26 protein-coding genes and 2 pseudogenes are annotated in these 26,266 nt (G+C 68.1%); 12 read left to right on the forward strand and 16 right to left on the reverse strand.

What is annotated here, in order from left to right:
• Window positions 1-925 precede the first annotated feature (925 nt).
• The 4 genes from OG381_RS48510 to OG381_RS48525 all read left to right on the forward strand — a co-directional run bounded on the left by OG381_RS48510 (window position 926) and on the right by OG381_RS48525 (window position 3,876).
• Entirely contained in the window at window positions 926-1,225 is a 300-nt protein-coding gene (locus tag OG381_RS48510) for a transposase (RefSeq protein WP_443062003.1), read from the forward strand.
• Window positions 1,222-2,094, forward strand: coding sequence for an IS3 family transposase (locus OG381_RS48515; RefSeq protein WP_327721991.1), 873 nt, complete (start codon window positions 1,222-1,224; stop codon window positions 2,092-2,094). The genes OG381_RS48510 and OG381_RS48515 overlap by 4 nt, the downstream gene beginning before the upstream one ends.
• 182 nt (window positions 2,095-2,276) lie before the next feature.
• Window positions 2,277-2,435 carry a hypothetical protein gene (locus OG381_RS48520; RefSeq protein ID WP_327722811.1) on the forward strand — a complete coding sequence of 53 codons (159 nt, stop codon included), beginning with the start codon at window positions 2,277-2,279 and terminating at the stop codon, window positions 2,433-2,435.
• Between the two features lie 623 nt (window positions 2,436-3,058).
• Window positions 3,059-3,876 (forward strand): IS5 family transposase gene (locus OG381_RS48525; protein ID WP_327722812.1). Its coding sequence is split into 2 segments (ribosomal slippage): window positions 3,059-3,410 and window positions 3,410-3,876, totalling 819 coding nucleotides; the frame shifts between segments, so codons are not numbered across the junction.
• Between the two features lie 163 nt (window positions 3,877-4,039).
• Here the strand turns inward: OG381_RS48525 and OG381_RS48530 are convergent.
• A complete protein-coding gene (locus OG381_RS48530; protein ID WP_327722813.1) occupies window positions 4,040-4,726 on the reverse strand; it encodes a TetR/AcrR family transcriptional regulator in 687 nt (228 codons plus the stop codon).
• A 51-nt stretch (window positions 4,727-4,777) separates the two neighbouring features.
• Between OG381_RS48530 and OG381_RS48535 the strand changes: the two genes are divergently transcribed.
• From OG381_RS48535 to OG381_RS48545, 3 genes and pseudogenes are all read left to right on the forward strand, one after another.
• Window positions 4,778-5,710, forward strand: coding sequence for a DUF2867 domain-containing protein (locus OG381_RS48535; protein ID WP_327722815.1), 933 nt, complete (start codon window positions 4,778-4,780; stop codon window positions 5,708-5,710).
• A gap of 162 nt (window positions 5,711-5,872) precedes the next feature.
• A pseudogene (locus OG381_RS48540) lies at window positions 5,873-6,159 on the forward strand (VWA domain-containing protein); the annotation flags it as partial.
• Window positions 6,160-6,569: 410 nt separating this feature from the next.
• Window positions 6,570-7,562 carry a hypothetical protein gene (locus OG381_RS48545; RefSeq protein WP_327722986.1) on the forward strand — a complete coding sequence of 331 codons (993 nt, stop codon included), beginning with the start codon at window positions 6,570-6,572 and terminating at the stop codon, window positions 7,560-7,562.
• Window positions 7,563-7,659: 97 nt separating this feature from the next.
• Here the strand turns inward: OG381_RS48545 and OG381_RS48550 are convergent, their stop codons facing one another.
• Both OG381_RS48550 and OG381_RS48555 read right to left on the reverse strand, forming a co-directional pair.
• Window positions 7,660-8,280 carry a hypothetical protein gene (locus OG381_RS48550; RefSeq protein WP_327722816.1) on the reverse strand — a complete coding sequence of 207 codons (621 nt, stop codon included), beginning with the start codon at window positions 8,278-8,280 and terminating at the stop codon, window positions 7,660-7,662.
• A 394-nt stretch (window positions 8,281-8,674) separates the two neighbouring features.
• Window positions 8,675-9,049 carry a hypothetical protein gene (locus OG381_RS48555; RefSeq protein WP_327722817.1) on the reverse strand — a complete coding sequence of 125 codons (375 nt, stop codon included), beginning with the start codon at window positions 9,047-9,049 and terminating at the stop codon, window positions 8,675-8,677.
• A 226-nt stretch (window positions 9,050-9,275) separates the two neighbouring features.
• Here OG381_RS48555 and OG381_RS48560 point away from each other — a divergent pair, with 226 nt between their 5' ends.
• Window positions 9,276-10,514, forward strand: coding sequence for an NlpC/P60 family protein (locus tag OG381_RS48560; protein WP_327722818.1), 1,239 nt, complete (start codon window positions 9,276-9,278; stop codon window positions 10,512-10,514).
• A 443-nt stretch (window positions 10,515-10,957) separates the two neighbouring features.
• Here the strand turns inward: OG381_RS48560 and OG381_RS48570 are convergent, their stop codons facing one another.
• Complete coding sequence (locus OG381_RS48570) at window positions 10,958-11,398, reverse strand: VOC family protein (RefSeq protein WP_327722819.1); 441 nt, start codon at window positions 11,396-11,398, stop codon at window positions 10,958-10,960.
• A 295-nt stretch (window positions 11,399-11,693) separates the two neighbouring features.
• Between OG381_RS48570 and OG381_RS48575 the strand changes: the two genes are divergently transcribed.
• The 3 genes and pseudogenes from OG381_RS48575 to OG381_RS48585 all read left to right on the forward strand — a co-directional run bounded on the left by OG381_RS48575 (window position 11,694) and on the right by OG381_RS48585 (window position 13,652).
• Window positions 11,694-12,041, forward strand: coding sequence for a hypothetical protein (locus OG381_RS48575; RefSeq protein ID WP_327722820.1), 348 nt, complete (start codon window positions 11,694-11,696; stop codon window positions 12,039-12,041).
• Window positions 12,042-12,171: 130 nt separating this feature from the next.
• Window positions 12,172-12,372: pseudogene (locus OG381_RS48580) on the forward strand (VWA domain-containing protein); the annotation flags it as partial.
• Window positions 12,373-12,791: 419 nt separating this feature from the next.
• Window positions 12,792-13,652: a helix-turn-helix domain-containing protein gene (locus OG381_RS48585; protein ID WP_327722987.1), complete on the forward strand. Its 861-nt coding sequence runs from the start codon at window positions 12,792-12,794 to the stop codon at window positions 13,650-13,652.
• Here OG381_RS48585 and OG381_RS48590 read toward each other — a convergent pair.
• Window positions 13,649-13,840 (reverse strand): DUF397 domain-containing protein, encoded by a 192-nt coding sequence (locus tag OG381_RS48590; RefSeq protein ID WP_327722821.1) that lies wholly within the window; start codon window positions 13,838-13,840, stop codon window positions 13,649-13,651. The two genes, OG381_RS48585 and OG381_RS48590, sit on opposite strands and share 4 nt — an antisense overlap.
• Window positions 13,841-14,557: 717 nt before the next feature.
• Between OG381_RS48590 and OG381_RS48595 the strand changes: the two genes are divergently transcribed.
• Complete coding sequence (locus OG381_RS48595; protein WP_327722822.1) at window positions 14,558-14,800, forward strand: hypothetical protein; 243 nt, start codon at window positions 14,558-14,560, stop codon at window positions 14,798-14,800.
• A 174-nt stretch (window positions 14,801-14,974) separates the two neighbouring features.
• On the opposite strand, the gene OG381_RS48600 is transcribed toward OG381_RS48595, so the two are convergent.
• The 11 genes from OG381_RS48600 to OG381_RS48650 form a co-directional block, all read right to left on the reverse strand.
• Window positions 14,975-15,388: a hypothetical protein gene (locus OG381_RS48600; RefSeq protein ID WP_327722823.1), complete on the reverse strand. Its 414-nt coding sequence runs from the start codon at window positions 15,386-15,388 to the stop codon at window positions 14,975-14,977.
• 471 nt (window positions 15,389-15,859) lie between these two features.
• On the reverse strand, window positions 15,860-16,162 hold the full coding sequence (locus OG381_RS48605; protein ID WP_327722824.1) for a DUF1330 domain-containing protein: 303 nt from the start codon (window positions 16,160-16,162) through the stop codon (window positions 15,860-15,862).
• 109 nt (window positions 16,163-16,271) lie between these two features.
• The gene (locus tag OG381_RS48610) at window positions 16,272-16,799 is read right to left on the reverse strand and encodes a DUF1772 domain-containing protein (protein WP_327722825.1); all 528 of its coding nucleotides are present in this window, start codon (window positions 16,797-16,799) and stop codon (window positions 16,272-16,274) included.
• A gap of 91 nt (window positions 16,800-16,890) precedes the next feature.
• Window positions 16,891-17,379 carry a nuclear transport factor 2 family protein gene (locus OG381_RS48615; RefSeq protein WP_327722826.1) on the reverse strand — a complete coding sequence of 163 codons (489 nt, stop codon included), beginning with the start codon at window positions 17,377-17,379 and terminating at the stop codon, window positions 16,891-16,893.
• A gap of 31 nt (window positions 17,380-17,410) precedes the next feature.
• Entirely contained in the window at window positions 17,411-17,626 is a 216-nt protein-coding gene (locus OG381_RS48620) for an acyl-CoA carboxylase subunit epsilon (protein WP_327722828.1), read from the reverse strand.
• A 10-nt stretch (window positions 17,627-17,636) separates the two neighbouring features.
• A complete protein-coding gene (locus OG381_RS48625; RefSeq protein WP_443062078.1) occupies window positions 17,637-19,196 on the reverse strand; it encodes an acyl-CoA carboxylase subunit beta in 1,560 nt (519 codons plus the stop codon).
• A 5-nt stretch (window positions 19,197-19,201) separates the two neighbouring features.
• Window positions 19,202-20,020, reverse strand: coding sequence for a 4'-phosphopantetheinyl transferase family protein (locus OG381_RS48630; RefSeq protein ID WP_327722831.1), 819 nt, complete (start codon window positions 20,018-20,020; stop codon window positions 19,202-19,204).
• A complete protein-coding gene (locus OG381_RS48635) occupies window positions 20,017-20,355 on the reverse strand; it encodes an acyl carrier protein (protein WP_327722832.1) in 339 nt (112 codons plus the stop codon). Before OG381_RS48635 ends, OG381_RS48630 begins: the two co-directional genes overlap by 4 nt.
• A gap of 69 nt (window positions 20,356-20,424) precedes the next feature.
• A complete protein-coding gene (locus tag OG381_RS48640; protein WP_443062083.1) occupies window positions 20,425-21,354 on the reverse strand; it encodes an alpha/beta hydrolase in 930 nt (309 codons plus the stop codon).
• Window positions 21,355-21,356: 2 nt separating this feature from the next.
• Window positions 21,357-22,850, reverse strand: a complete 1,494-nt coding sequence (locus OG381_RS48645) for an FAD-dependent monooxygenase (protein ID WP_327722833.1) — start codon at window positions 22,848-22,850, stop codon at window positions 21,357-21,359.
• A 32-nt stretch (window positions 22,851-22,882) separates the two neighbouring features.
• Window positions 22,883-26,266: an FAD-dependent monooxygenase gene (locus OG381_RS48650; protein WP_327722834.1), complete on the reverse strand. Its 3,384-nt coding sequence runs from the start codon at window positions 26,264-26,266 to the stop codon at window positions 22,883-22,885.

The raw sequence follows: 26,266 nt of genomic DNA on the forward strand, positions 1-26,266 counted from the left end.
GGAGTACGGTGCCAGAAAGGTTCCGGGCCGTGATGCCGGGCAATGCCAGCCATGACCTCCCCAGTGAAGAGCCCTACGGTGATTCCCGCGACAGCTCCCCCCAGAACCGAATTCCCCAGCGCATGGTTGGCCACGAGAGCGCCTACTACGCCTCCGGCTAGCAGACCGCATGTTGAATAGAGGAAAAGAACTAGACTCAGCTGCACCCGGAATGACAATCTGGCGGAAGTGAGCCCATTAAACTGGCCGTCTGCAGAATCAGCTGCCTCAGGTCTCTGCTCGATTTCCTCCTCGAGACTCGATCCTTCGACCTCTTGCTCAGCCGCCGCTATCGATCTGGCAAAAGCGATCTCGTCCTGGGCCGCTCGCCACGCGGCTGCCACAGCCTGTTCTGACTCGGCGTCGCGAACTGCTGTGGAAGTGGCCGCTCGTGCTTTTTCTGCTTCCCTCGCCTCTTCGGACAGTTTATTTCCAGGGACACTGTTCCCCTGATAGAGGGCGTACAGCCGCTTAATCAGGAAATCGACGTCATGATCGATGGATATCGACTGCTTTGCCAAGCAGCGGATAAGAATGTCCCACCGACTCCACCGTGGATTATCCTTGCCATTGAGCATTCGCCCAATAGTGGATCGGCTCAATGCCTTGTCATTGCGTTCGATGAACTCTTCCAGCTGGCGATAAGACGGGCTACCCGCCTCTTGGTAAAGACGGTTGACCTCCCCGACGAGGTCCGGAACCGGAGCTCGCGGTGACGCAAGCGGACGCCCCGCGGCACTCGTCTGCTCCACCGCGCCCCCTCAGGCAATGGATCCACCTGACGCTTTGAGACACTGTCTCACTCTGTCTCAACTGGGCTTGATCCGCTTTGACGGACATCCGAGATCAGGGGTTCTGCCCCGGGAGGATGTCCATCATGGAGAGCATGGGGAAGAAGAAGCCACGCCCTCGCCGCTCGTTCACGCCGGAGTTCAAGGCCGAGATCGTCGAGCTGTGCCGGCGCGGTGACCGCTCGGTCGGTCAGATCGCCAGGGACTTCGACCTGACCGAGACGGCGGTGCGGCTGTGGGTCAGCCAGGCCGAGGTCGACGCGGGCGAGCGCGACGGTCTGACCAGCAGCGAACGCGAGGAACTGGCCGCGCTGCGGCGGGAGAACCGCCGACTGCGCGAGGACGTCGAGGTCCTCAAGCGTGCGACGGCTTTCTTCGCGAAGGAGACCCGGTGACGGTGCACCCGTTCATCGAGGCGGAAAAGCATGGTGGTCACAGCGTCAAGCGTGCGTGTGAACTGCTGCAGGTCTCCCGAACCGCCTTCTACGCCCGCCGCACCGCCAAGCCGGGACCGCGGGCGGTCCGGGACGCCGAGCTGACCGAGAAGATCACGGAAGTCCATGAGCGGTCCCGTGGAACCTACGGTGTCCCGCGGGTCCATGCCGCCCTGCAACGACAGGGCGAGGACTGCGGACGGCGCCGCGTCGCGAGACTGATGCGCGATGCCGGGCTTGTGGGCCGCCACCGCAGACGACGACGGCTGACGACGATCCCCGACCCGCGGGCCGCCTCCAGGCCCGACCTCATCGTCCGCAACTTCGCTCCCGACCCGGACGGCCTCGACACCCGCTGGTGCGGTGACATCACCTACGTCGCCACTGACGAGGGCTGGCTGTATCTGGCCACCGTCATCGACATCGCCTCCCGTCGCGTGGTCGGCTGGTCCACCGCCGACCACCTGCGGACCGAGCTGGTCGCCGACGCCCTCACGGCGGCCTGCCGCGAGCGTCGCCCCGCCCGGCCGGTGATCTTTCACTCGGATCGCGGCTGTCAGTACACCAGTCAGCAATTCGCCACGCTGGCACGAGAGTTCGGCATCCGCCTGTCCGTCGGCCGCACGGGTCAGTGCTGGGACAACGCGCTCGCCGAGTCGTTCTTCGCCACCATCAAACGGGAGTTGCTCGACACGAGCCCCTGGCCCAGCCGGGCTGCCGCCCGCACCGCCATCTTCGACTTCATCGAAGGCTGGTACAACTTGCACCGACTGCACAGCAGCCTCGGTTACCGCAGTCCCGCCGAATACGAGACCGCGCTCGCAGCCTGACCACCACACCGATGGTGTCCGTCAAAGCGGAACAAGCTCAAACTTAGTGTCAAGTCGTGCCGTCACGTGGCTGTACGTCAATTCCCGTCTGGTTCCGCCCCGTTGCGTCAAGCACTTCGAGAACGCCACAGGCTGGTGAGGAGGAAGTGACCACCTCCCGGACCAGATAGGACCTTGCCATCATGAGTACCCAGACCTTGCTCCTCCTCGCGATCATCGCCGTAATGACCGGCTACGCCGCGTTCGCCAGCCCGGCCCTGGGCGGTGCCATCACAGTGGCGATCGCCGTTGTTGGCGTCCTGTACATGATCCTCAAGGACGATCAGGATGGGAAAAACTGAGGCAGTCACCTTGCTGTCCAGGCTTGTTGGCCACTCCGTGCCTGTACACAGCCCCGGTGAAGTTGACCCGTCGGCACCCACCGCGGACGTCGACACCCCACCCCTAGCACTCAGTTTTCGCATCCCGACCGAACGCCCGCTCCCGGCCCACCGTAGAAACCACCACCGCCACACCCCAGAACGCGGTCGGCCTCGCCACCCACACCGACACGCCGACCACACCTACTGCGGCCCCCGCTGCCGCTCCCTCCGCTCAACTGAACCTGCATGCCCTGCACCGACCCGGACCACACTTCGACGCCCGCAAAGCCGGCGCCCCGTACCGAAACCCAGCTGGCCACCCGCGTCCGCATCAACATCCCCGGCAGCCCCATCCCACCCGTCGTCATCCGCAAACCCGCACCCGGCCGTTCCGTGGGCACCGGCAAATCCCTTGCTCCTCCTTATAGACACCTCCACTCACGAAACAGCCGAAACCACTGCACAACCTCACCCTCGCCGGGTGACGGAGAAACGGCAGTTCATCCAGCACGTCAAAGATCATTTACGGGACAACGCTTACTGGCTCTAACAAAAGCGGTTTGATCAAGTGACTGTCTGCTTGATCGCTCGTTGAAGTGAGCATGGGGAAGCGTCAGTCGCGACCGTGGATCGTGTCGGATGAACTGTGGGCGCTCGTCGAGCCGTTGCTGCCCGAGCCGCCCCCGAAGCAGGTCGAGGGCAGACCTCGAGTGCCCGACCGGCAAGCCCTGTGCGGGATCCTGTTCGTCCTGCACACCGGCATCCAATGGGAGTACCTGCCCCAAGAGCTGGGCTTCGGCTCGGGTATGACGTGCTGGAGGCGCCTGGCGGCCCGGAACGAGGCCGGCGTCTGGGACCAGCTGCACCAAGTGCTGCTGAACAAGCTGCGCTCGAAGAACCAGCTGGACTGGTCGCGGGCGGTGATCGATTCCTCCCACGTTCGGGCCGCACGCAGGGGCCCAAAAGCGGGCCCAGCCCGGTCGACCGCGCACGTCCGGGCAGCAAGCACCACATCATCACCGACGGCCAGGGGATCCCGCTCGCGGTGTCTTTAACCGGCGGAAACCGCAACGATGTCACCCAACTGCTGCCCCTGTTGGACAAGATCCCGGCAGTGGCCGGCGTCGTCGGGCGGCCGCGCAGACGGCCGGACATGCTCTTCGCCGACCGCGGCTACGACCACGACAAGTACCGACGGCTCCTGCGGCAGCGCGGCATCAGGCCCGCGATCGCCGAGCGTGGCCAGCCGCACGGGACGGGACTGGGCACCTTCCGCTGGGTCGTTGAGCGGACGATCTCCTGGCTGCATGGCTTCCGCCGCTTACGGATCCGCTGGGAACGACGCGACGATATCCACGAGGCCTTCCTCGAACTTGCCGTCTGCCTGATCACCCACCGGCACGTCCAGAGGCTTTGTTAGGGCCAGTTAGCCAGGAAAGGCATGACTGATTCCTCCTCTCACCCGAACGAGCTGACCTTCTCCTACCGAGGGGGACATTTCACCCTTCTTGATCTCCGCGATGAGCCGAGGGTGGGCTTCCCGGGCGGTGGCGATGAACTGCACGTTCTCGTCCGGGCATTCGTCAGCGGGGTCGACGTAGCGAGGGCGCTGGACCAGAATCGCGGCCACGGTCTCGCGATGGCCGAGCTTCCAGAGGGGCCGGGTCCGTCATGCTCCTGCCGCGCGTCATGAGTACCTCGAGTGTCTCGTTGAGATATTCGCGGAACACCCCGCCTTCCTCCGGGGGCAGCATCGAGGGCACCGCGTGAGCGAGTTGGGCGTGGCCCAGGTAGACGGTGTATGCGAGCAGTCCGCGGCGGCGGGCTTCCGGTTCGGGGAAGCCGAGGTCGGTGAAGAGCTGGGCGAGGTATGCCACCCTGCGCTCGGTCACCCGGCGCAGGGCCGCTGCGACCTGGGGTTGCGTCGCGGTGGCGAGCAGCGCGACCTCGAGCGGGTTGGTCGTGGCCGACGTGATGGCTTCGGCGAAGAGCAGACGGATCCGCTTCCTGGGGTCTGGTTCCGCCTCGACCTCGCTGATGGTGCCCTCGGTGTTGATCTGTGCCCAGCGGTCGAGAGCGGCCTCGATGAGCGCGTCACGGTTGGCGAAGTGCCAGTAGAAGCTGCCCTTGGTGGTGCCGAGCCGGGCCGCCAGGGGCTCCACGGCGACGGCCGCGATACCGCCCTCACCGATCGCGGTGAGCGCGGCGTCCGCCCAGTCCTGGGCGGTCAACCGGGGCTTCCTGTCCTGTCGTTGCTGCCGTGGCGCCATGACCGTACGCTACCGTATGGTCAACCATACGGTAGCGTACGGAGGTAGGGAATGACTGCGGTACGCAATGTCCACGAGCGGGTGATCGACGCCCCCGCGGCGGCCGTCGGCGCCCTGCTCGACCGCCTCTCCGCCGCCGACGACCCGATCTTCCCGACACCGGCCTGGCCGCGTATGTGCCTCGACGGACCGCTCGCCGTGGGCGCGGACGGCGGGCACGGCCGGATCCGCTACCACGTCACGGCGTACGAACCCGGGCGTCGCGTCCACTTCGACACCCCGTCGGGCGGCGGCCTCGACGGATACCACGAGCTGACGGTCGCGCCGCTCGGCGCCGAACGCTGCCGCGTACGCCATGTCCTCGAGTGCGAAGCGCGCGGCCTCCTCCGGCTCCAGTGGGCCTGCGTCATACGGCACATACACGACACAATGATCGAGGAGATCTTCGACAACATCGAGCGCGCGGCGGCCCACGGTGTTGCCCGCCCCATGCGCTGGTCACCGTGGGTGCGGCTGCTCCACCGGCTCGGCTGGGCCCGGCCCCAAGCCACCGCCACACCGGCGGCAGCCCAGCTGATCCGCACCTCTCTCAACCGCACCGACTACGAGGACGCGTACCGGATGGAACTCCTGCCGGGCCTGCCGCGTGACCCAGCGGCCTGGACGGGCATTCTGCGCGACGCATTCCCGGTCCTCGCCCAAGCGGACGGAGAGCTGCTCCTGAACGTGAACACGGCGGGTCTGACGGCCCGCGCCTCGATCCTCATCGATGAGCGTTACGTCACCCTCAGCACGGCCGTGAAGGTCGACGGCCTGCGCGCGCGCCTTTACTGGGGTGCGGTCAAGCGCGTACACCCCTTCATGGCCCGCACCATGCTCCGGCGTACACACCGCAGGTTGGCCCTCGCAGCGCCGAGCGCCGGAGAACGGAGCCGGGCCGTCTCGCTCAGAGCGTCTGCCACTGGATCATCGGATGCGGGGTGAGCGGCTGCGAACGTACCAAGGGCCTGGGTGGCTGCTTGCGCTCGACGGGTACGACGGCCTACCGCCAGTCGTTCATCTTCGACTGGCTCGGCAACCGCGCCACGATGACCGAGCACGACACAGCGGACGCCGCAAAGAAACGTCACGTTCACATACGGCTACGGCAAGACAGCGAGTCGTATCGCTGCCGAGCGCTACCTGTGCCAGGCCGCCCGGCTTCCGCTGTTCTGGCAGTTCGTGGGTTTCGGTGATCCCGACGACAACGAGTTCGCGTTCCTGCGCAGGCTCGACGCCCTGGCCGTCCCGGGTGCCCGCGTCGTCGACAACGCGGGGTTCTTCCTGCCGCCCGCGATCCTCAAGCCGTTGACGATCAACTGCTGTACGACCGGCTGCTGAACGAGTTCCCCACGTGGCTGACCGATGCCCGCGCTGCCGGAGTCATTCCTTGACGCTCCTCGGATGAAGGCCTTCAGAACTCCGGCGGGTCAGCCGTAGTTGAGGGACCGGAGGGACTGGCATCTCGGATGGGTGTAGCCCCGCGACCGTGTTGGAGGACGCGACGGAGTGGGCGACGAGGATGAGGGCTGTCCACGGTGCTCGCGGCCTAATCAACTCTCCGCGGTGTGGCAGCCGTCAGCAGAGCTGCGGTCGCTTCCGCTGTCTCGGCGAGGACGTAGCGTCGGACGCCCCTCAGGTGCGGCGGCGGGCAGGGCAACCCTGTGGGTGGGTGGTGAGTCTACTGAGCGGTCACGTTGTGATCGGAGCCACGAGGAGAGACATCATCAACGCCATACGCAAGACCCTGACCGCCACCGCCGTCGTCGGTGCCGTCCTCGCGGGTTCCGCCGCCTGTGGAACGGTGGAGCAGCTGTCTGCCGGCAGGAAACTCGAGCAGGCCTTCGAGAAGCTCGGCAAGAAGAACACGCTCTCCTTCGAGATCGACCTGAACACCAACGCCGCGTCCTTGAAGGCGCTGGACGCCGCGTCCGACCCCGAACCCGGTGAGGAGATCCCGGACGAGGTTGCCGAGTTGCTCAGCGACGCGAAGATCACCGTGACCGTGCAGTCGAGGAAGGCGCTCGACAAGTCCGGCGAGAAGGACCTCGTCGGCACGGCCATGAAGGTCGGCACCGCGGACGGCAACCTTGTCGAGTACCGGGTGATCGGCGACTACACCTACCTCCGTGCCGACACGGATGTCCTGGGCAAGACGATGGGCAGCCCCTTGCCGGACGCCGACGAACTGCCCCCGGAGGCCGGGGCGATGAAGGACGTCCTTGAGGGCAAGTGGGTCAAGTTCAACACCCAGGAGATGAACAAGGCCGCCGCCGAGGGTCAGGAAGCCGAGGGTGGTCCCGCGCCGTCCCTCAGCGCCAAGACGCAGAAGAAGCTCGTCAAGGCCCTCCGTGAAGTCGTCGCCCGTGAGGTGGAGTTCAAGACGACCGGTGACGGGGGCGATACCGAGCACGTCACCGCCACGGCCCCCTTCCGCACGCTGGTCACCGAACTGTTCGGCGAGATCCGGCCCCTGGTGAAGGACCTGCCGACGGGCATGGAACTGCCGACGGACAAGGACCTGAAGGACGCTCCCAACGCCAAGGTGACAGCCGACTTCACACTCAAGAACGGCGAGCTGGCCCAGGTGGACCTCGACCTCGCCAAGCTGGCCGAGAACGCCAAGGTGAAGAAGCTCGGCCTGACATTGCGGATGCGCGAGGGCACCAAGCCCACCGCTCCGGCCGGAGCCACAACGCTCGACCTCGCCGACCTCATGAACGGCTTCTTCGGCGGTCCGGCGATGACCGATGCCGAGTTCGAAACGAGCGATCTCGCCTACGAGGGCGCCCTGTAAAGCCGGGTTCCGATCACGCGTGAGACGCGGCGGGCCGTCCTTTTCCGTCCCCCGTGACGGAAAAGGACGGCCCCCGTCTCTTGCGCCGGACGCCCCGTCAGTACAGCTTGTTGACCGCCGTGGTCGTGGTCTTCTTGAAGGCGGTCACGGGAGCGCCCTTGAAGTCGCCCATCTGTCCCCACTGCAGGACGGTGACGGTCCTGCCGTCCCGCCCGACGGACAGCAGGTCGACGTCGTTCGCGCCCCAGGATGTCTCGGTGTGCAGGCCACGGACGTGGGCGCCCTCCTCGACCTTCAGCTTGCCGTAGTCCCGGCTCTCGGCCTCGATGTCGGGCGAGGCCTTCTCGATGCGGTCGGCGCAGGTGCGGATCAGGTCGTCGTAGTGCTTCGCCAGGGCCTTGGCCTGGGCGGCCGTGCCCGTCACCACGGTCAACTGCACGGCACCGGTGTCCAGATCGGTCCTGAACGTGCGGTGCCGGTAGTCGTAGTCGAGCACGCCTTCCGTGCTCACGCACGTGCCGAGTTCCTCCGGGAACCCTTCGGTGACCGGCCCGGCCGTCCACGACGACGTCGGGTGCGGCGGCAGCTGGGACGCCGACAGGAACTTCGGGACGGTCGCCTTCGGCGCGGCACCAGCCGGTGCCGCAAGGACCGTGCCCGCCGCGACAGCGGCAATGGCGAGTGCGGTCAGAGCGCTCGTGCGGATACGCATGGACATGAGTGTTCCCCCGTGAATGAGTTGCGTGGACGTGGATACCGCGGCAAGTCCGGCTGGTCGGTCCGGACCCGGTCGGCGCGACACCAAGAGCATCACCGGTCACAGCCGCCGGCCGCAACAACCGACAGCCGATCGCACACCATGGAACCATCCCAGCCCCTCTGACCTGCACAGACATGCAGTACCTGGGACACCTTCCCCGGCCGGGCGAGGGTCGTACGAGGGGGGGCGGAAGCCTGCGCCGGCACACGCCGACACCAACGACACCGCTCGGGACGGCAGAGCGGCCGTTCTTCACGCTTCGAGGTGTCGGACAACGTCGCGCGAAGAAGCGGCCGCTGGTGATGAAACAAGATCAGCGGGTTGGCTGTACGGCCGAGGCTGAACAGCAGGGCTAGTTGTAGTGCGGCCTGAGGTGCAGCGAGTTGATGGGACCCAGGTCGAGGTACTCGCCGTGACCGGCAGCGATCGACGACGTGCAGTCGTTCGCGTTGTAACTGAGGCACAGCTCGACCACCGCGCCGTCGTACTGGTTGTTCAGCACCCAGTGGTCGCCCACCTGGTTGCTGAGGTTGTGGGCGCCGTAGGTCCAGTAGATGTGGCTCGGAGACACGGCCGGATTCTGGTTCTGCGGGTAGATGCAGACTGCGCCGTACGGGCAACCTGCCCAGACGGCGGCCGGCTTGGCCTGTGCGGTGCCCGTCGCGACGACGACGGCGGTCACGCCGGCGAAGGCCAATGCGGCGGCGCGCCTCAGCTTGGTGCGCATGGAAGGTGAGTCCTCAGCTGTGAGATTGGGGTGATCACCGCAGACCCTACGGAGCGGGTGGCGGGGCAGGTCCTGACACATGTCAGGGCCCGGTGGGCAGCGCGACTGCGTACGTTCGCGGGGCACCACCGAGACCACCGAGACCAGGGGGAATGCCGTGGACAGAGTGCGAAGATCTTGGGGCACGGGGAGAACGGGGCGGGGTGAGCGGCCATGGGGGCGCCGGGTGCGGCTGCTGCTGGCCGCACTCGTGACGGTGGTGAGTCTCGGCCTGCCCGTCGCCTCGGCCACTCCGGCGGCCGCCGCCACGGGGTGCGCGCCGCTCCAGTCCGGTGCGAGCCAGGCAGCACAGGCAGCCGTCCAGGTCGCGTGCCGTTACGTCGGGCGGCAGTACGCCTGGGGTGGCGGTCACGCGCAGGGCATGCCCGGTCCCAGCCAGGGCATCTACGACCGCTGGTACCCGGAAACCGCCGCGGATCCGACGTACTGGAGCTTCGACTGCATCGGCCTGGTGCGCTGGGCCTGGTACAAGGCGACCGGCCGGGACCTCATCACCGAGCGCACGACGCAGGCGACCTTCGCCGCGCCCGGGTACGCGCACACGAAGCTCCTCAAGTCCCAGGGGTCCGCCGTCCTGCTTCCCGGGGACATCATGTACTTCGGCGCCGAGGGCGCCGGGCCCACGCACGTCGCGCTCTACCTCGGCAACGGAATGATGGTCGAGGCGCCCGAATCCGGCGCGAAGATCCAGGTCAACACCATCGACGCCCGCTGGGACCGCTACCAGGGCGCGTTCCGTCCGCACGCCGACGCCGTGCAGATGGTCTGGACGTGGGACGGTCGCGGTTCGTACCACAAGACGTGGGGCCAGCCCAATCTGCGGCAGGATTCGAACACCGGCAGCCAGATCAACTTCACCAACGGCAACGGCATCTCCGTGGAGGTGCGGGTGCTGTGCCAGCGGGTGGGCGAGCGGGCCACGGTCGACGGCATGGTGAACAACGTCTGGTCGTATCTGCCGGACTACCACAGCTGGATCAGCAATCTCTTCGTCCAGGGGCCGGCGCTGCTCAAGGACGTACCGTCCTGCGGCGACTTCCCACCGATTGGCGGAACTCTGGCCGGCGCGGAGAACAACACGTCCTGCGGCGACGGTACGCAGCCCGACTCCGCGGGTGCCTGGACGGCCAAGTCGACCACCGTCTTCGGCCGTACCGTGGAGCTCCGCTACAACGGCACCACCGAGTGCGCCTGGGGCCGCATCACCGGGGGCACGGTCGGCGACGAGATCTGGGTGGACCGCAGTGCCGACGGAGGAAACACCTGGCAGCCGATGCTGGGCTACACCACCGTCACCTCGGGCAACGACGCGTACACCACCCAGTGGAACGACTCCGGGCTCCTGATGCGCGCCTGCGGCACCAACGGCCGGGGCGGCAGCATCGAATGCACCGGCTGGTTCTGACCGACAGCACTTACCGTACGGCCGGATGATCACGGCGTTGCCGCCCTGGTCATCCGCCGTACCGGCTCCCGTCACGTGGGAGGTGCACATCTCTGTTCCCGACCCGGGCGAACACGGTGGCGATGATCCCTTCGCGGACGGTCACGGTGGCTACATGTTCTCGTTCCCGAGTGCGCGCAGCAGCACCCCGTCGAGATCGACAGCCACCGTCCGTCCGTATCGGGTGCTTTACCGTCGGCCAACTGCCAGACACGCTCGCGTGCTTCAGCCTGCGCGGCGCGGCCCCCAGCGCCTTCTCCGCGGAGTCGGCGAAGATGTCGATCGGGCGGGAGACCGTCGGGTCGAAGGCGACCGGTCCAACCGTGATCCACCCTGCGTCGTCGCCGCCTGCCGCTCACCCCGAACGAAGCAGCGAATCGGACTTCAGGCCTCATACCGACCGCTCAGCGCAGTTGCTCGGCCAGTCCGACGATGATGCCCTCCGGGCCGCGGATGTAGCAGAGCAGATAGCTGTCCTCGAACCGGGCCATCTCGCCGACGAGTTCGGCGCCATGAGGGCTCAGGCGGGCCACGGTGTCCTCGATGTCGTCGACGGCGAACATGACGCGGTGCGTGCCCAGAATGTTGTGCGGCCGGTTGCGCGGCCCGGCGCTGATCACCGCGGGGCTGCGGTACTTCGCCAGCTCGAGCCGACTGTGACCGTCCGGGGTCCGGACCATCGCGATGTCACAGCGGACGCCGTCGAGGCCGGTGCACTGGTCGGCGACAAGGCCCTTGACCTCCGCCCTGCCCTCCAGCTCCATACCGAGTTCCACGAAGAACGCGATGGCCGCTTCCATGTCCTCGACGACAATGCCGACGTTGTCCATCCGCTGGATCGCCATGCTGATCACTCCTCCTTCCTCAAGCGGCCGCCGGTGGCCGCTGATGTCCCTGGGACGGAGCCGATAGCGCGTTCTCGACATGGCAGACCGCCGAACTCCGAAGTATCTGGATCCCGCCTCGGCACCGCCACGACAGACCCGCGAGCCAGGCGCCACCGCCAAGGGCGAGTGCGGCGCAGGTGGCTGCTCCCATGAAGACGATCAGCCACAGCGTGCCGTCCCCGGCTAGGCTCGCTTATGTGGGGCTCCGCCTTGTCACCGGTCTGCCCCATGAATTCGGCAGGAAGACGAAGACATGAGCGGAGAGGCGTTGGGCGCCACCGGAGCGTCTCGCTGGGCGCCGGCCCCGGAACAGTTGCCCGACGACTTGGCTGAACTCGGCGGCCCCACCGAGGGCACTGCCTCCCTCCCGCTCCACCTGGCGTGGTCGGGGCTGCACACATTTGATCTCAGTGATGAGAAACTGCTGCTCGCCATGTACCGGATCGTCCTCCTGAATGGCAAACATGAGGATTACGTCCGCTACCTCGACGCCGCGCAGCTGATCGCGCACTGGCCAGTGCTGCGCAAAATGCTGGGCCGCGGTGCACGCACCGTGTGGGAGGCCCGCTTCGCGCCCCTGCGGTTGGCGGCCGCCGCGTGAAACTGCCCAACCTGCCTGACCATCACCGCCGTCTGCTGGCAGACGCGCTGACCGCTGGGCAGCCTTTCAGGCTTGCGCTGAGGGAGGCTACGCCGTCCAGGCTCACGGCATCGTTCACCGGCCAAGCCGGGACCTCGACGACAACGAGTTCGCGTTCCTACGCAAGCTCGACACCCTGGCCGTCCCGGCTACCCGCGTCGTCGACAACGCGGGCTTCTTCCACGTCGGCCGCGATCCTCAGGCCGTTGACGATCAACTGCTGTACGACCGGCTGCTGAACGAGTTCCCCACGTGGCTGACCGGCACTCGCGCTGTCGGCGTCATTCCATGACGCTCCTCGGCTCAAGACCTCCAGACCCCGGCCGACCAGCCGTAGTTGAGGGACTGAAGGGACTGCCATCTCGGATGTTTGGCGCATAGCCATGGTCGTCGTCCCCGCGGCGACGGCGGCTCTTCCTCACCCTCGGCCGTCTCCGCACGGACGGGTCAAGCGAAACCGGGATCTCCGGGTCCACCGCTTGAGGAGATGCGCCGGGCATACCGACGACATCGCCAGGTTCCCGGATGGGAGGGCGAATTCTGCCATGTGGCATGTCATGTTGTGGACGGCCGCCATAGCATGGTGGGCATGCTGTCATAAAGCAGGGTGTCGGTCCGCTACCGCTGGTTCGAGCAGGTGGGTGCGAGCCGCGCCGTGGCCCGGAGGAACGACGGATTGGGGGCGTTTCTGTGGCGCGTCAGGACAACCCGATGTTTCTTCGGCAGAGGTTGCGAGAGCGACTGAAGAAGGCGCGTGAGACAGCAGGAATGACCCAGATAGAGGTGGCCCGATACTTCGACTGGTCGCCATCGAAAGTCATTCGCATCGAGAACGGAAAGATCGCGGTCAGCGTGGCGGACACACGGGGCTTGGTAGCGCGCTACGGGTTGGACACGGAGGAGAGCCAGGAGCTGGTCGAACTGGCCAAGGCAGCCCGACGGCCGTCGTGGTACGCCGCCTATAAGGAGATCATGACGCCTGCGCTCGAGACGTTTGTCGCATACGAGGAAGTCGCCCGGGTCGTGCGAAATTACGAACGCAACGTGATACCCGGCCTGCTACAGACCGAAGAATACGCCCGCGCTCTCCTCAAGGGACTGCAGAACGACGGAGACCTCAGAGCGCTGGAGTTACGGGTGGACTTACGTATGCAACGCCAAAGGGTCCTCGTCGATGATGAAGCAGAATTCTTCTTCATCATCGACGAGGCAGTACTGCGGCGCATGATCGGCGGCGAGGCCATTATGCGCCAACAGTTCGAAGCGCTACTCAGCGTGAACGAGAAGCCCAACGTGACGATCCTCTACGTGCCATTCTCGGTCGGGGTCTACCCATCCTTCCGCAGGCCCTATCAGCTCTTCGAGATCGAGCCGGGTGGTGGCGACCTCATCGTCTACCTGGAAAGCCCGGCCGGCGAGACGCTGATCAGCGAGCGGGCCGCTTCACCCAAGGCCGTAGAGCCGGCAGACTATCTGGACGCATTCAGCAATATAGAAGAAAGCGACGATTCCAAGCCGATAAACGAAGAGGTTCTCTTCGGTCCCATATCGGCCGGATCTGCGAACAGTTAAGTACGCGGCACAGGACGATTTCGCACGCTGCCAACGAACTGGATCCACGCGGAACCGCTGAACGTCAAAAATCCCAGTCCGGGGTCTTTCGAGTCCCGCACCATCGATCTATGACCCATGACCACTTCGATGCAGGCACCGGACTCACTGTGTGAGCTCTTGCGCCATGGGTTTTCGGGCTCGACCACGTATTCCTCCGTGCTCAGTCATGACTGGGGGGGGAATTATGATCCATCCCTGCTGCCCCGGGCAAACTCCGCGCTTAGGAGCGTGCCGTAGCGCAGACGCTACCGCCTCGGGGCCTCGCGTGACCGAGGGCCGGACGGACGTGTCGCGCCGGGCGGGGCGGGGCCCGACGCGACATCGGCTGCCCCTATCCAGCAGCAAGTACGTCCAGACCCGCCAGAACGGGCACAGCACAAATAGGCGTAGACCATAACGCCAACGGCAGCGTGAGACCACGCGGTAGACACCACGATGTAATGCGATCAGCGAATACTCCATCAGCCGGTTTGCCACGTGGCATTCTCGGGGAAGCTAGCGAGTGAAGGTGGCCGCCGGCGTGGCGAGGTGAAGCCGCTGGCGGACGAGAGAAGCATAGGTGGGTACTCCTGTGGCAGCAGGGCACCTTTGTTACATGTACAGCAAATGACCCCGGATGTTGCCTCCGGGGTCATTTGTGTTGTGCAGCGAATCAATTTCCTCACTGCAGTTCATGAATCACCAAGACGCTCTTTCGGGGAGCGAACAAGTGTCCCGAAATGCGCCCCCCAGTGCTTCTGCACGCAGGGTTGAAGAGATTTACGCACCGCACAAATGGAAAAGAAAAGAATATGCCGGCTGCCACCGGTGCTTCTCTCTCCACCGGGAGGACTTGATTCCTCCCTCACCCTCACGGAGGCGCCATGAGCGCTCACCCATCATCTCTGCCACCACCGCGAGAAACCGAACCTGACGAGGCCGCCCGCACGGGACAACTGACCTGGCCTGTAGCGGTTGTCGCGCTTCTCATCGCCGTCAGCTCACTCACCTGCGCCGTGCTGATCATCGCGCTGGCACCCCACCAGCCTGAAGCCAGCGCGGCGGCAGCAGGCGTCATCGCCAGCACGGGCATCACCGCCACCGTCAGCGTGATGCACAAGCCCTGATGTGACGGATCTGCGGGGGCAGGTCAACCCTGTCACCCAAAGCTGCACCAGAGCCGTATGCCGTTGTCGCCGGTCTCGACAGCCGGTCACGCGAAACGCTCGGCTGGGGGGTCCCGGCCGAGCGTTTGTGCGAGGTGCTCGCGTTCTGGTCAGCTCATCGCGATGTGGCAGGCGTTAGCAGGATCGGGTGTCCGGGAGCACGTTGTCCGGGTAGTCGATGTAGTAACTGGCCATCCAGCCGTCGAAGTTGGGCGTGATGATGTAGACCCAGTACGGGTTGCCGCCCACTGTCTGGCTGCCGACCATCTGGCACCAGACCTCGAAGGAGTCGCCCGGGTTCACCTGGCCGCGGATGTTCGGGCAGTTGGTGGTGGACGGTGACATGCCGCAGGTGGTGAGGCTGGCGTTGTTGTGGCGCACGTTCACGTTCGTGGCCCAGGTAGTGAAGGTGCGCTGGATGGAGACGTCGCCTTCGCTCTTGGCTGCGATCGCGGGCCGGGGGCCGGACGGCGCGGAGGCGTTGGCAGACGGTGCTGTCGCGAGCACTGCCGTCAGCGCCAGGAACAAGCCGAGTACGGCTTTACGCATCAAGAACTCCTTGTCGAGGGGGGAACAGGGCCACCTGATGAAGCCCTTCCGCTGCCGATCAGTGCCGGTCAGTGCGGGTCAGCGCTGGTCACGGGGACCGGATGCGGATGAAGGCGTGGCGCAGCAGGCGGTGGTCGGTCGGCAGTCCGGGAGGTTGTCGATCGAGTGGGGGTGTGGCGTGCCGTCGTCGTGCGTGGTGGCCATCCTCGGGCCCGTGCAGGTGCCGTCCACGCTGTCTTGCGCCGTTGGGGTGCGCGGATGCATGGCGCTCCTTGCGGCCGGGATGACAGGGGCGTTTGTGCGAAACGGTAGGAGGGTGCGGGCGGGAAGGGTCCTGACAGATGTCAGGGGTCTCGGGCATGGGCACGCGCAGTTGCTCGAGGTCGGCGCGGCGTAGCTGTTCGGGAACGCAAAAAGGCTCCCGCTTCGCCGGGAGATCCGGCGCAGCGGGAGCCTTGGACGCAGGTGGGGTCAGGCGGCCTGCACGCCTTCGAAGATCAGGATCCTGCCCTTGGTGTTGCGGACGCGCAGGGGGACGATCTCCTGGTAGGCGGGAGAGTCGTACCAGCGCTGGGCCGCTTCGGCGTCCGGGAACTCGATGACGCCGGTGAAGGCCTTGCTCTCGCCCTCCAGGATCTGCCAGGGGGCGCCGCGGACCAGGTAGCGGCCGCCGTGGGGCTCGATGGTGGAGACCAGTTTGGCGCTGTAGGTGGCGACCATCTGTGGGTCGCCGTCGCCGTTGAGTTCGGCTTCGGCTATGACGTAGGCAGTCATTCGTGTCCTTCTTCGTCTGTCGTCAGTGTGGTGGCCTACGCGAACGCGCCCGGCCCACCAGCTGCTGCTGGTGGGCCGGGCGCGTTCGGCTGTGTGGGAGCGGAGAGGGTTAGGAGCGGGTGGAGAGCGGGGCCGGGGCGGGTGCGGCGGAGGCCGTGCCGGTGACCCGGTGCGTGATCGCGGAGACGGACAGGAGGGCGAAGGCGACCAGTGCGGCGACCGTGCGTACCGCGTGGGACGTCTGCCACTTGTCCCTCACGTCGGCCCAGTCGGACGGCGGGGACGTGACCGTCCAGTCCTTCTGGTCCGCGTTGATCGGGAGGTTCACCGCGATCGTCAGGATCAGGATCAGGAGGAGCAGGGCCAGGGCTGCCAGGGGGAGGTAGAGGTCTTTCCCCTTTGCCTTCCAGGCGCCGAAGACCAGGATCGCTGTGGCGATGATCGTGGGGATCAGGGTGGCGGAGGCCAGGGTGTCCAGGTTGTCGAGTTCTACCTGGCGGACCTGGGCGTAGACCTTGGCGTCGTAGTCGCGCAGGGAGGTCTCCAGGACCATGACGCAGACCAGGAAGCCCGTGAAGACTCCGCCGAAGATCAGGCCGATCCAGCGGGCGATCGAGAACAGCGGACCTTGCTTCATTCACAACTCCAGGGCGGCTGCGGGGTGGTGGGGCGCTCAGTCACTCACTCCGCCAGCCTTCCACAGACGTGGTCGAGTCCTGGTCGAGTTTTCAGGCGGCTTCCGCCTTGGCTTGCGGGGCCTCGCCCGACTGCCAGACCAGGTCGAAGACGAAGCGGTGGATGCGCCAGCCGTGCGGGGTGCGGCGGGCTTCGGCCTCGTAGTGGCCGCCGATGGTGAAGTCCGCCGCCGGCTCGTCGGCCCGGCGGACGTGGACCGCCATCAGGTGGGCGGCCACGCGGGCCTCGTCGCCGTCCAGCTCGACGGTGTGGTTGGCGCTGATGTGGTGGGTGCGGGCGAAGGTCGTACGGGCCATCTGCTGGAAGCCGACCAGGCCTTCCAGGCCCTTGAACTCGCCGAAGGGGAACGACAGATGGACGTCCTCGGTGAAGATCTTGTCGAGCCAGGCGTCGCTGCCGCGGTCCTTGTCGAGGTGGTGGACGTAGCGGTCGCAGAGCTGGGTGAGCTCCAGGCGGTCGTTGAGGAGCCGCAGTTGGCCGTAGAGGGTTTCCAAGCCGGCCTCGTCCTGCGTTATAGACATCTTCGAGCCCTTCTCTAGTGAGGCGTGCGGGTCAGGCCGCTCGCTGGAACTGGATGCTGCGCCAGGCTCGGGGCTGGAACGGGGTGGGCTGCTGGCGGTGCCAGCGGGCCGCGGTGGGTGGTCGGCGGCCCTCCGTGGTGGCATGGGGCGGGGCGCTCATCAGGCGCTGGTGCAGGACGGCTATCACTGCGGCCAGCTCTTCCGGGGTCGGGTTGCCTCGCTCGATCTTCAGCTCGAGAGGTGACATCGGTGGCCTTTCACTGGGGTGGCGTGCCGTGCTTACGGCGGGGCAGGGACGCGTCCTTCGCAGCGAGCATCCTCAGGGCACTGATGAGTGACAAGCGGGTGTCCGCCGGGTCGATGACGTCGTCCACCAAGCCGCGCTCCGCCGCGTAATAGGGGTGGACCAGGTTCCGCTTGTACTCGTCGATCTTCTGGGCGCGCGTCTCCTCCGGGTTGTCGGACTCCGCTATCTCCCGGCGGAAGACCACGTTCGCGGCGCCTTCCGCACCCATCACCGCTATCTCGTTCGTCGGCCAGGCCAACGCCACGTCGGCGCCGATCGAGCGGGAGTCCATGACGATGTACGCGCCGCCGTACGCCTTGCGGAGCACCACCGAGACGCGGGGGACGGTGGCGTTGCAGTAGGCGTACAGGAGTTTGGCGCCGCGGCGGATGATGCCCTCGTGTTCCTGGTCGACGCCGGGCAGGAAGCCGGGGACGTCGACGAGGGTGACCAGGGGGATGTTGAAGGCGTCGCAGAACTGGACGAAGCGTGCGCCCTTCTCGCTGGCCTTGATGTCCAGGACGCCGGCCATGGCGGCGGGCTGGTTGGCGACGATGCCGACCGTGCGGCCGTCCAGGCGGGCGAAGGCGCACACGATGTTGGGGGCCCAGGCCGCGTGGACCTCCATGTACTCGCCGTCGTCGACCAGTTCCTCGATGACGGTGCGGATGTCGTAGGAGCGGTTGCCGTCCGCGGGGACCGTGTCCAGGAGGGCGGGGCAGCTGCGGTCGGCGGGGTCCTCGGTGAGGGTCTCCGGGGGGAGTTCCCGGTTGTTGGACGGCAGCATCGAGACCAGGTAGCGGACCTCGGCGATGCAGGTCTCCTCGTCGTCGTAGACGAAGTGCGCCACGCCGGAGGTGGCGGCGTGGACGTCTGCGCCGCCCAGGCCGTTCTGGGAGATCTCCTCGCCCGTCACCGCCTTGACGACGTCGGGGCCCGTGATGAACATCTGGGAGATCTCGCGGACCGTGAAGACGAAGTCCGTCAGGGCGGGTGAGTAGGCGGCGCCGCCCGCGCACGGGCCGAGCATCACGGAGATCTGCGGGATGACGCCGGACGCCAGGGTGTTGCGGCGGAAGATGCCGCCGTAGCCGGCCAGCGCCGAGACGCCTTCCTGGATGCGGGCGCCCGCGCCGTCGTTCAGGGAGATCAGGGGGGCGCCGGCCGCGATGGCCATGTCCATGATCTTGTGGATCTTGGTGGCGTGGGCCTCGCCCAGCGCGCCGCCGAAGATCCGGAAGTCATGGGCGTAGACGAAGACCGTGCGGCCGTCGACCGTGCCCCAGCCGGTGATGACTCCGTCGGTGTAGGGCCGCTTGTCCTCCAGGCCGAAACCGGTGGCCCGGTGCCGGCGCAGGGCCTCGATCTCGGTGAAACTGCCCTTGTCGAGGAGGAGCGCGATGCGTTCGTGGGCCGTCAGCTTGCCCTTGGCGTGCTGACGTTCGGTGGCGGCGGGATCGGGGCCCGCGAGGATACGGTCCTTGATCTCCTTCAGTTCCAGCGTCGCCGCGGTGGACGGTGTGGTGTGCATGGCCATCACTCCCAGGTGGGGCAGACCTGCCGCTCGGCGGCGATCCGTTCGGTGGCGTCGTCGGTGTAGAGGCACTCGGTCGGCAGCCGGCGGGCGAGGATGTCGGGCCCGGCAGTGCCGGCGGGGGCCGCGATGGCGACGGCGGCCACGTGCGCGGGACAGCTCGGCATGTTCTCGACGCGCCAGCCCCTCGGGCGGGCGGGAGCGTCCGGGCCGGTGCGCTCGCCCAGGTAGTCCGAGTTCAGTTCGCGGCCCAGACCGGTGCCCAGGCCCTTGAAGTAGGCCTCCTTGCGGGTCCACAACCGGCCGAAGGCCAGGGGCTGTTCGGCGTCGGGCAACGCCCGCAGTTCCCGCTGTTCCTCCGGGTGCAGTTCCGGCAGACACAGTTCGACCGTCTCCAGCGTCGGCACCCGCTGGACATCCACCCCCAAAGGCGCGCCCGCGATGCTGATCAGGGCGATGCCGTGACTGTGGGAGAGGGAGAAGTGCAGCCCCGTGCCGTGCAGGACGGGGCGGCCGTGCGGGCCGCCGCAGCACGGGCAGGTGTCCCGGCCCAGCGGGAGTTCGGCGGGCGGGATGCCGGTGTAGGCGGACAGCAGGCGGCGCAGCGCGATGTGCGCCATCAGGTAGGTGAGACGGTCCAGGGGGCGGACGAACGCCGCCGCCCGTTCTCGTTCACGGTCGTCCAGTTCACTGGTGACCATGTGCTCGGGGTGGTCGCCCGCCCATTCGGTGCCGATCACCCACAGGTGGATCTGGTGTGTGTCGACACTCAGCCGGGGGGCGGTGCGCAGGAGTGGGGCGGTGGAGCGCACTGGGCTCATCGCGCCGTCCCGTAGGCGGGCACGGCCACCGATACGGCCAGCAGGGCGGCGATCTCGCCGACCGTGTCGTCACGCAGCAGGTCGTGCGTCTTGATCCGGACGTCGAGCTCGTCCTCCAGGCGGCGCTTGAGGCACAGCGCCGTCAGGGAGTCCACGCCGAGGGCGCGCAACGGCCGGTCGGGGCCCACCCGGTGGGCCGGCGGCACGTCGAGGACGTGGGCCAGTTCCCGGCAGAGCCAGGACACGATCGTCCGGGTGCGGGCGTCGAGGTCCATGGCGCGCAGCGCGGACGGTGCGGGTGGCCGTACGAACAGCGGGGTGCTGGTGTGGTTCATGGACGTGTCGCTTCCGTCGAGGGGGGCGCGGGGCGGGGTGGTGGTGCGTGTGGGTGGGGGGTTGGGCTGTCAGGCGGCCGCGGGCAGCGGCACGGTGGTGCCGGTGACCGCGTGTCCGGCGAGGCACTCCTCGAGGAAGGCGAGGGCGCGCAGGTGGTAGGTGTGGGCGGTCCAGCCGAGGCTGATGTTGTGGCCGGCCTGCGGCAGGCGTTCCACCAGGACGCGGGGTGCGCGCGGCAGCAGTCCGGCCAGTTCGGCCAGCGCGTGCTCGTCGTGGCGCCACCACTTCTCGTACTCGGCGAACGTGAACCGGACGGGCACCCGGACCCGGGCGGCAACGGACGCGAACCGGGCGGGCCAGGACCGTACTTCGGCGCGTTCCCGCTCGGGCATGGGCGCGACGGGGCAGGTGCGGAACGTGTCGGGCGGATACAGGCGCAGGGCGCCCCAGTTGTGTTTCCAGTGGCCCTGGCCGCCGGCCGAGGGCAGATCGTGGGCCGGCACGGCCAGCCGGTGGCCCAGCCCTGAGACGTCCACGCCCAGCAGGGGTGCCGGGAGGCCGTCCGCGGCGCAGGTCAGGGCGAGTTTGCCGCCGTAGGAGTGGCCGACGACGAACACACCCGCGCCCAGGTCGTGCGTGGCCGCGTACTGGGCGAGGGCCGTGCGGACCGTGGCCGACTGCTCGGCGAGGGTCTGGCCCGTCGGCAGGTCGGGGGTGGAGGCGCCGTAGCCCGGGCGGTCCAGGGCGAGGACCGTGTAGCCCAGTCGGGCGCCGAGCGTGAGCAGCGACTGGCCGGGGTGGGCCCGGCCGTCGAAGTAGCCGGCGGTCATGCCGCCGCCGTGCAGGGCGAGGACGGTGGCCCGGGGCGCGCCGCCGGGCGGGGTGGCGAGCAGCGCCGAGAGGCGCAGGCCCGCCGCGTCCAGCGTGACGCGGCGGGGCCCGGCGGCGGGCGGGGCGTCAACTGCCGTGCACGCCCCGCCCGTTGGTGGAAGGTCCACGCTCACGCCGTGCTCCCCGATGTGCTGTCCTCCGCTTCGCCGAACCAGCGGTGCAGTGCGGCGCGCAGTGCGGCCGGGTCCGCCGTGGTGCCGGTGGCCCAGGCGATGTAGCCGTCGGGGCGGACCAGGAGGGCGGTGGTGGCCGTCAGGACGGGTTCGGTGTCCTGCGGGCGGGCCGTCACCGTCGTCACCCGGTCCCGCCAGGGGGCCGCCGCCTCCCGCAGGGCCGGGTCGTCGGCGAGGTCGAGCAGGACGCCGCGGCCCGGGTGCAGGAGTTCCATCGTGGTGACGGGGCCCTCGGCGCCGGTCAGGGTGCGCGGGGGCAGGCGCCGGCCCAGCAGGGGGTGGGTGCCCTCGCCGACGTCGTAGCGGACGTCCAGGCCGGAGACCAGACCGGACAGGTGCCGTTTGACGTCGTCGTACTGGATGAGCTCGCCCATCAGCTCGCGCAGCGGGCTCATCTCGGGGCCGCCGACGAAGAGCATGCCCTGCGCGTGGGTGTTCATCAGCAGCCGGGCACCGGCCGCGTGGCGCTCGCTGTGGTAGGTGTCGAGCAGCCCGATGGGCGCGCGGCCGCGGACCTCGGCGGCCAGCTTCCAGCCGAGGTTGGCGGCGTCCTGGACGCCGGTGCTCAACCCCTGCCCGCCCGCCGGGAGATGGACGTGCGCCGCGTCCCCGGCGAGCAGGATGCGGCCGCGCCGGTACTCGGTGACCTGCCGGGTGGCATCCGTGAACGAGCTGACCCAGTGGGCGGTGCCGGCGCTGATGTCCTCGCCGGTGATGTCCTGCCAGGCGTCGGCGACCTCCGTGAAGCTCACCGACCGCTCCCGTTCACGGCCGGGCTCGACGTCGGGGACGACGATGATGCGGTCCACACCGTCACCGAGCGGGGCCGCCATCACCATGCCGCCCGGCAGGCGCTCGCCGAGGAAGCGCGGGCGCAGGTCGCAGCCGGCGACGTCGGCGAGGTACATGGTGCGGGTGGCGTCCGTGCCGGGGAAGGAGAACCCGGCCGCCCGCCGCACGGGGCTGCTGCCGCCGCCGCAGCCCACCAGGTAGGCGGCGGTGAGGCGCTGGACGCCCTGCGGGGTGGCGACGGTGATCTCGACGTGGTCGCCCTTCTCGTCGAGCTCGAGGAACTCCCAGCCGCGCCGGATGTCCGCGTCCAGCGAGATCGCCCACCGCTCCAGCACGTCCTCGGTGTGCGACTGCGGCACACCACGCGCACCGAAGTGGGCGTCCTGAAGGACGGTGTAGTCGAACTGCACGCCGCCGAAGTGACCCATGGGGGCCTTCTCCAGGTCCCCGAACCGCGGCAGCAGGCCGCGCTGTTCGAAGACCTCCATGGCGCGTGCGGTGAAGCCGAGCCCGCGGGACTGGCCGGTGGGCTGCTCCAGGCGTTCCACCACGACGACGTGGGCGCCGCCCAGGCGCAGTTCCCCGGCGAGCATCAGACCGGTCGGGCCGGCCCCGACGATGATGACGTCGGCGTCCATGGTCTCTCCTCTCCCCTACTCGTGAGTGGTGGTCAGCCGAACAGTCCGGCGATGTGCTCCGGCGCCTTCGTACGGCCCCAGTCCAGGGCCTGGCCGAGCAGTTCCGGCGTCGCCTCGAAGCACTTGTTGTCCGGGTCGCCGAGCGCGAACGGCTCCGGCAGGAACTTCGACTCCCGCAACTGCTCGAAGAGCAGCTCGGCGGCCTCCCCCGGCTCCAGCCCCCCGGCCTCGACGGCCTGGCAGGTGCTGCGGGTCAAGGTGAGCAGGGAACTGATGTCCTCACCGACCGGCGCCGGCAGACCGGGGGTCGTGGTCTGCTCCAGGTCCTTGAGGATCTGCTCGTCGCGGTTCTCCATGAAGCGGCGGTACGCCCGCTCGACGGTCATCGTCGGCATGATGCTCGTCGACTCCCACACCCGCGTGACCGCGTTCCACAGGTCGTAGTGCTTGAAGCCGACGAACGAGCTGTAGACGAGGTCGTCGTGGACGTCGTACAGGCCCTGCTGGAGCCGGTCGATGTACTCGAAGCGCTCGGTGGACCAGTCGCCGTCCCGGGAGGCCTCGATCAGCCGCCACGCCAGGGAGTTGACGACCTCCAGCGTGTTGGTCAGGCCACGCGAGTACAGCGCGTCGATGAAGCCGGCGGCGTGCGCGGTCAGGCAGTACCGCTCGCCGACCGTGCTGGAGGAGGAGTACTGCAGACGGCCCGTGGCGACCCAGGGGCGCACCGCGCGGGCGTCGGTGAACTGCTCGGCGATCTGCGGGAAGCGGGCCAGGAACTCGTCGAACTCCTGCTGCGGGGTGAGGTCCTGGGACTTGGGGAACTTCCGCTCGTCGAACGTGAGTCCCACGCTGCACAGCGGGCTGATCGCGCCGTCGTGGTTGTCGAAGGGGATGACCCACAGCCAGCCGCCGTCGAAGACGTGGTGCAGGGTGCCGTGGTGCCAGGGGCTGGGCTGCTGGTGCCCGGCGGCGGACGGGGCGTCGTCGTAGGGGGTGACGCCGACCATGTGCGTGAACAGGGTGCGGGAGTGGTGGCGGGCGCGGGTGGGCTCCTCGCGCAGACCGAACGCCTCGGCGACCGGGGAACGGAAACCGCTGCCGTCGACCAGGTACTCGGCCCGGTACTCCACGCCGCGGTCCGAGCGCAGCACCGCGCCGTCGGGGCCCGTCTCGATGTCGGTGATCCGGGTGCCGAGCAGCGGGGTCGCGCCGTAGCGGACGGCCAGGTGGAACAGGTAGGCGTCGGTGTCCTGCCGGAACAGGTGGCTCTCGGTGCGCTGCCACTCCGGGACGACCAGCTGGTTGATCTCGTCGGGGTTCTGGTCCTGCCCCTCGCGGTGGTAGACGAAGCCGAAGTTCTGCTTGCGGCCGCTCATCGGGGAGACGTGGTCCTGGATGCCGCGGAAGCTCGCCATGTGCACGATCTCGGGGACCTCGTAGCGTTCGCCGACGATACGGGTCATGGCGGAGGTGTACGGGATCGTGGACTCGCCGACGGCGAAGCGGGGGTGGGTGCCGGCGTCGATGAGGAGCACCTTCACGCCGTTGCGGGCGAGGACCGCGCCGAGCATGCCGCCGGCCATGCCCGCGCCGAGGATGGCCACGTCGTAGCGCTCGTGCGCGTGGTCTTTCGTGTTCATGGGGTCACCCTTCGGGGAGTCATTGGCGGCCTCGGCTTCGCCGTCGGCCTTGGGGGTCCCACCCGCACCGCCCGTGCGGCTTGTTGATTCGGGTGCGGGTGGCCCCTGTGGGGCGGAATCGCCGTCGGCGGCTGCCGGTTCGGGGGCGGGGGGTGGGGCGGCTACGGATTCGGGTGCGGGCACGGTCGTCGGCGCCCGATCGCCGTGGGCGGCTGCCGGTTCGGAGGTGGAGAGCGGGGTGGCTACTGCCAATTCGCTGGTGGCGAGTGCGGCGGCTTTGGACTCGGGCGCTGGTACGGGACGCGGCGTCCGTACGTCGTCGGCTGTGGGGCGTTCCGTCGTGGGCGGGCCGAACCAGTGGGTCAGGGCCTCCGGCAAGGGCGTGTCGCTCGGGGACGTCCAGGCGATGTGGCCGTCGGGGCGGAGCAGGAGGGCGTCCGTGCCGGGGAGGTCGGCTGTGGCGGTGAGTGTGGTGACGTAGTCCGACCAGGCGGTCGCCTGCTCTCCGAAGGGCGTCGCCTTCGGGGTCAGGAGGAGGAGCAGGGGGCGGGCCTGCTGCAGCAACTCCGTTGTCGTGCACTGGCGGTCGCCCGTCGTCAGGGTGGTGCGTGGCAGGCGTACGCCCTGGTCGCCGTAGCTGATATCCAGGCCCGCGATCATCGACGCCAGGTGGGTGCGGACCTTCTCGGAGGGCAGGAGTTCGGCGAACAGGGCCCTGGTGGAGTTGGATTCCGGGCCGCCCAGGAGAAGCTGGGACTGGACCTTGATGTTGGCGAGGACTCTGCGGCCCACCTCGTGGCGTTCGGCGTGGTAGGTGTCGAGCAAGTCCGCCGGGGTCCTGCCGGTGGCCACCGCGGCCAGTTTCCAGCCGAGGTTCACCGCGTCCTGGAGGCCCAGGTTGAGGGCTTGGCCGCCGATCGGCATCTGGCGGTGGGCGGCGTCGCCGGCGAACAGGACACGGTCGTGTCGGTAGGCGGACAGTTGGCGGTTCGCGTCACCGAAGGAGTTCACCCACAGCGGCGTTCCGGACGTGATGTCCTCCCCCGTCACTCGCTGCCAGACCTCGCACACCTCCGCGAAGTCCGGTTCTCCGGTGCGTGGTTGGGCCTCGCGGCCGAACTCGTGCACCATCACGCGGGTGACGCCGTCGCCGCGCCGTGCGGCCACCGCCATGCCACGTTCCAGGCGCTGGAAACGCCGGTTGGGTACGTCGATGCCGGCGACGTCGGCGCGCAGCAGCTCGCGGTGCGCGTCCTCGCCGGGGAAGTCGGCGCCCAGCAGACGGCGTACGGTCGAGTTCTCGCCGTCGCAGCCCACCAGGTACGCCGCCCGGATCCGTACCGGCCCGCCGGGACCGGCGGCCACCGCCTCCACGCCCTCGCCGGTGGTGCGCAGGGCGCGCAGGGTGTGGCGCCGCTCGATACGCGCGCCCAGACCTACCGCCCAGTCCTGCAGCAGGCGTTCCGTCTCGGTCTGCGGGACCTTCCACTGCCCGGGGTGGGTGCTGGGCAGGGTGAGGTCCAGCGGGATGCCGCCGAAGTGCCCGCGCACCTCGCACGGCGGGGTGCCGAAGGCCTCGAGCAGGCCCCGGCTGTCGAGGATCTCCATGGTGCGGGCGTGCAGGGTCGAGGCCCGCGACTCGGTCGTCGGGGCCTCGCGGGTCTCCAGTACGACGACGTCGGCGCGGCCGAGGCGGAGTTCACCGGCGAGCATCAGCCCGACCGGTCCCCCGCCCACGACGACGACGTCGGCCTCCAGCCGCTGGTACGCCAT

This window comes from Streptomyces sp. NBC_00490 (assembly GCF_036013645.1).
Lineage (GTDB): Bacteria > Actinomycetota > Actinomycetes > Streptomycetales > Streptomycetaceae > Streptomyces > Streptomyces canus_F.

Excerpts from the sequence above, each read along its gene's own strand:
- OG381_RS48610 (WP_327722825.1), bottom strand. The coding sequence starts at position 16,799 with ATGAAGCAAGGTCCGCTGTTCTCGATCGCCCGCTGGATCGGCCTGATC.
- OG381_RS48645 (WP_327722833.1), bottom strand. The coding sequence starts at position 22,850 with ATGGACGCCGACGTCATCATCGTCGGGGCCGGCCCGACCGGTCTGATG.
- OG381_RS48635 (WP_327722832.1), bottom strand. The coding sequence starts at position 20,355 with ATGAACCACACCAGCACCCCGCTGTTCGTACGGCCACCCGCACCGTCC.
- OG381_RS48555 (WP_327722817.1), bottom strand. The coding sequence starts at position 9,049 with ATGCGCACCAAGCTGAGGCGCGCCGCCGCATTGGCCTTCGCCGGCGTG.
- OG381_RS48650 (WP_327722834.1), bottom strand. The coding sequence starts at position 26,266 with ATGGCGTACCAGCGGCTGGAGGCCGACGTCGTCGTCGTGGGCGGGGGA.
- OG381_RS48630 (WP_327722831.1), bottom strand. The coding sequence starts at position 20,020 with ATGAGCCCAGTGCGCTCCACCGCCCCACTCCTGCGCACCGCCCCCCGG.
- OG381_RS48595 (WP_327722822.1), top strand. The coding sequence starts at position 14,558 with ATGAGCGCTCACCCATCATCTCTGCCACCACCGCGAGAAACCGAACCT.
- OG381_RS48550 (WP_327722816.1), bottom strand. The coding sequence starts at position 8,280 with ATGTCCATGCGTATCCGCACGAGCGCTCTGACCGCACTCGCCATTGCC.
- OG381_RS48570 (WP_327722819.1), bottom strand. The coding sequence starts at position 11,398 with ATGGCGATCCAGCGGATGGACAACGTCGGCATTGTCGTCGAGGACATG.
- OG381_RS48575 (WP_327722820.1), top strand. The coding sequence starts at position 11,694 with ATGAGCGGAGAGGCGTTGGGCGCCACCGGAGCGTCTCGCTGGGCGCCG.
- OG381_RS48615 (WP_327722826.1), bottom strand. The coding sequence starts at position 17,379 with ATGTCTATAACGCAGGACGAGGCCGGCTTGGAAACCCTCTACGGCCAA.
- OG381_RS48530 (WP_327722813.1), bottom strand. The coding sequence starts at position 4,726 with ATGGCGCCACGGCAGCAACGACAGGACAGGAAGCCCCGGTTGACCGCC.
- OG381_RS48520 (WP_327722811.1), top strand. The coding sequence starts at position 2,277 with ATGAGTACCCAGACCTTGCTCCTCCTCGCGATCATCGCCGTAATGACC.
- OG381_RS48510 (WP_443062003.1), top strand. The coding sequence starts at position 926 with ATGGGGAAGAAGAAGCCACGCCCTCGCCGCTCGTTCACGCCGGAGTTC.
- OG381_RS48625 (WP_443062078.1), bottom strand. The coding sequence starts at position 19,196 with ATGCACACCACACCGTCCACCGCGGCGACGCTGGAACTGAAGGAGATC.
- OG381_RS48535 (WP_327722815.1), top strand. The coding sequence starts at position 4,778 with ATGACTGCGGTACGCAATGTCCACGAGCGGGTGATCGACGCCCCCGCG.
- OG381_RS48585 (WP_327722987.1), top strand. The coding sequence starts at position 12,792 with ATGTTTCTTCGGCAGAGGTTGCGAGAGCGACTGAAGAAGGCGCGTGAG.
- OG381_RS48600 (WP_327722823.1), bottom strand. The coding sequence starts at position 15,388 with ATGCGTAAAGCCGTACTCGGCTTGTTCCTGGCGCTGACGGCAGTGCTC.
- OG381_RS48605 (WP_327722824.1), bottom strand. The coding sequence starts at position 16,162 with ATGACTGCCTACGTCATAGCCGAAGCCGAACTCAACGGCGACGGCGAC.
- OG381_RS48620 (WP_327722828.1), bottom strand. The coding sequence starts at position 17,626 with ATGTCACCTCTCGAGCTGAAGATCGAGCGAGGCAACCCGACCCCGGAA.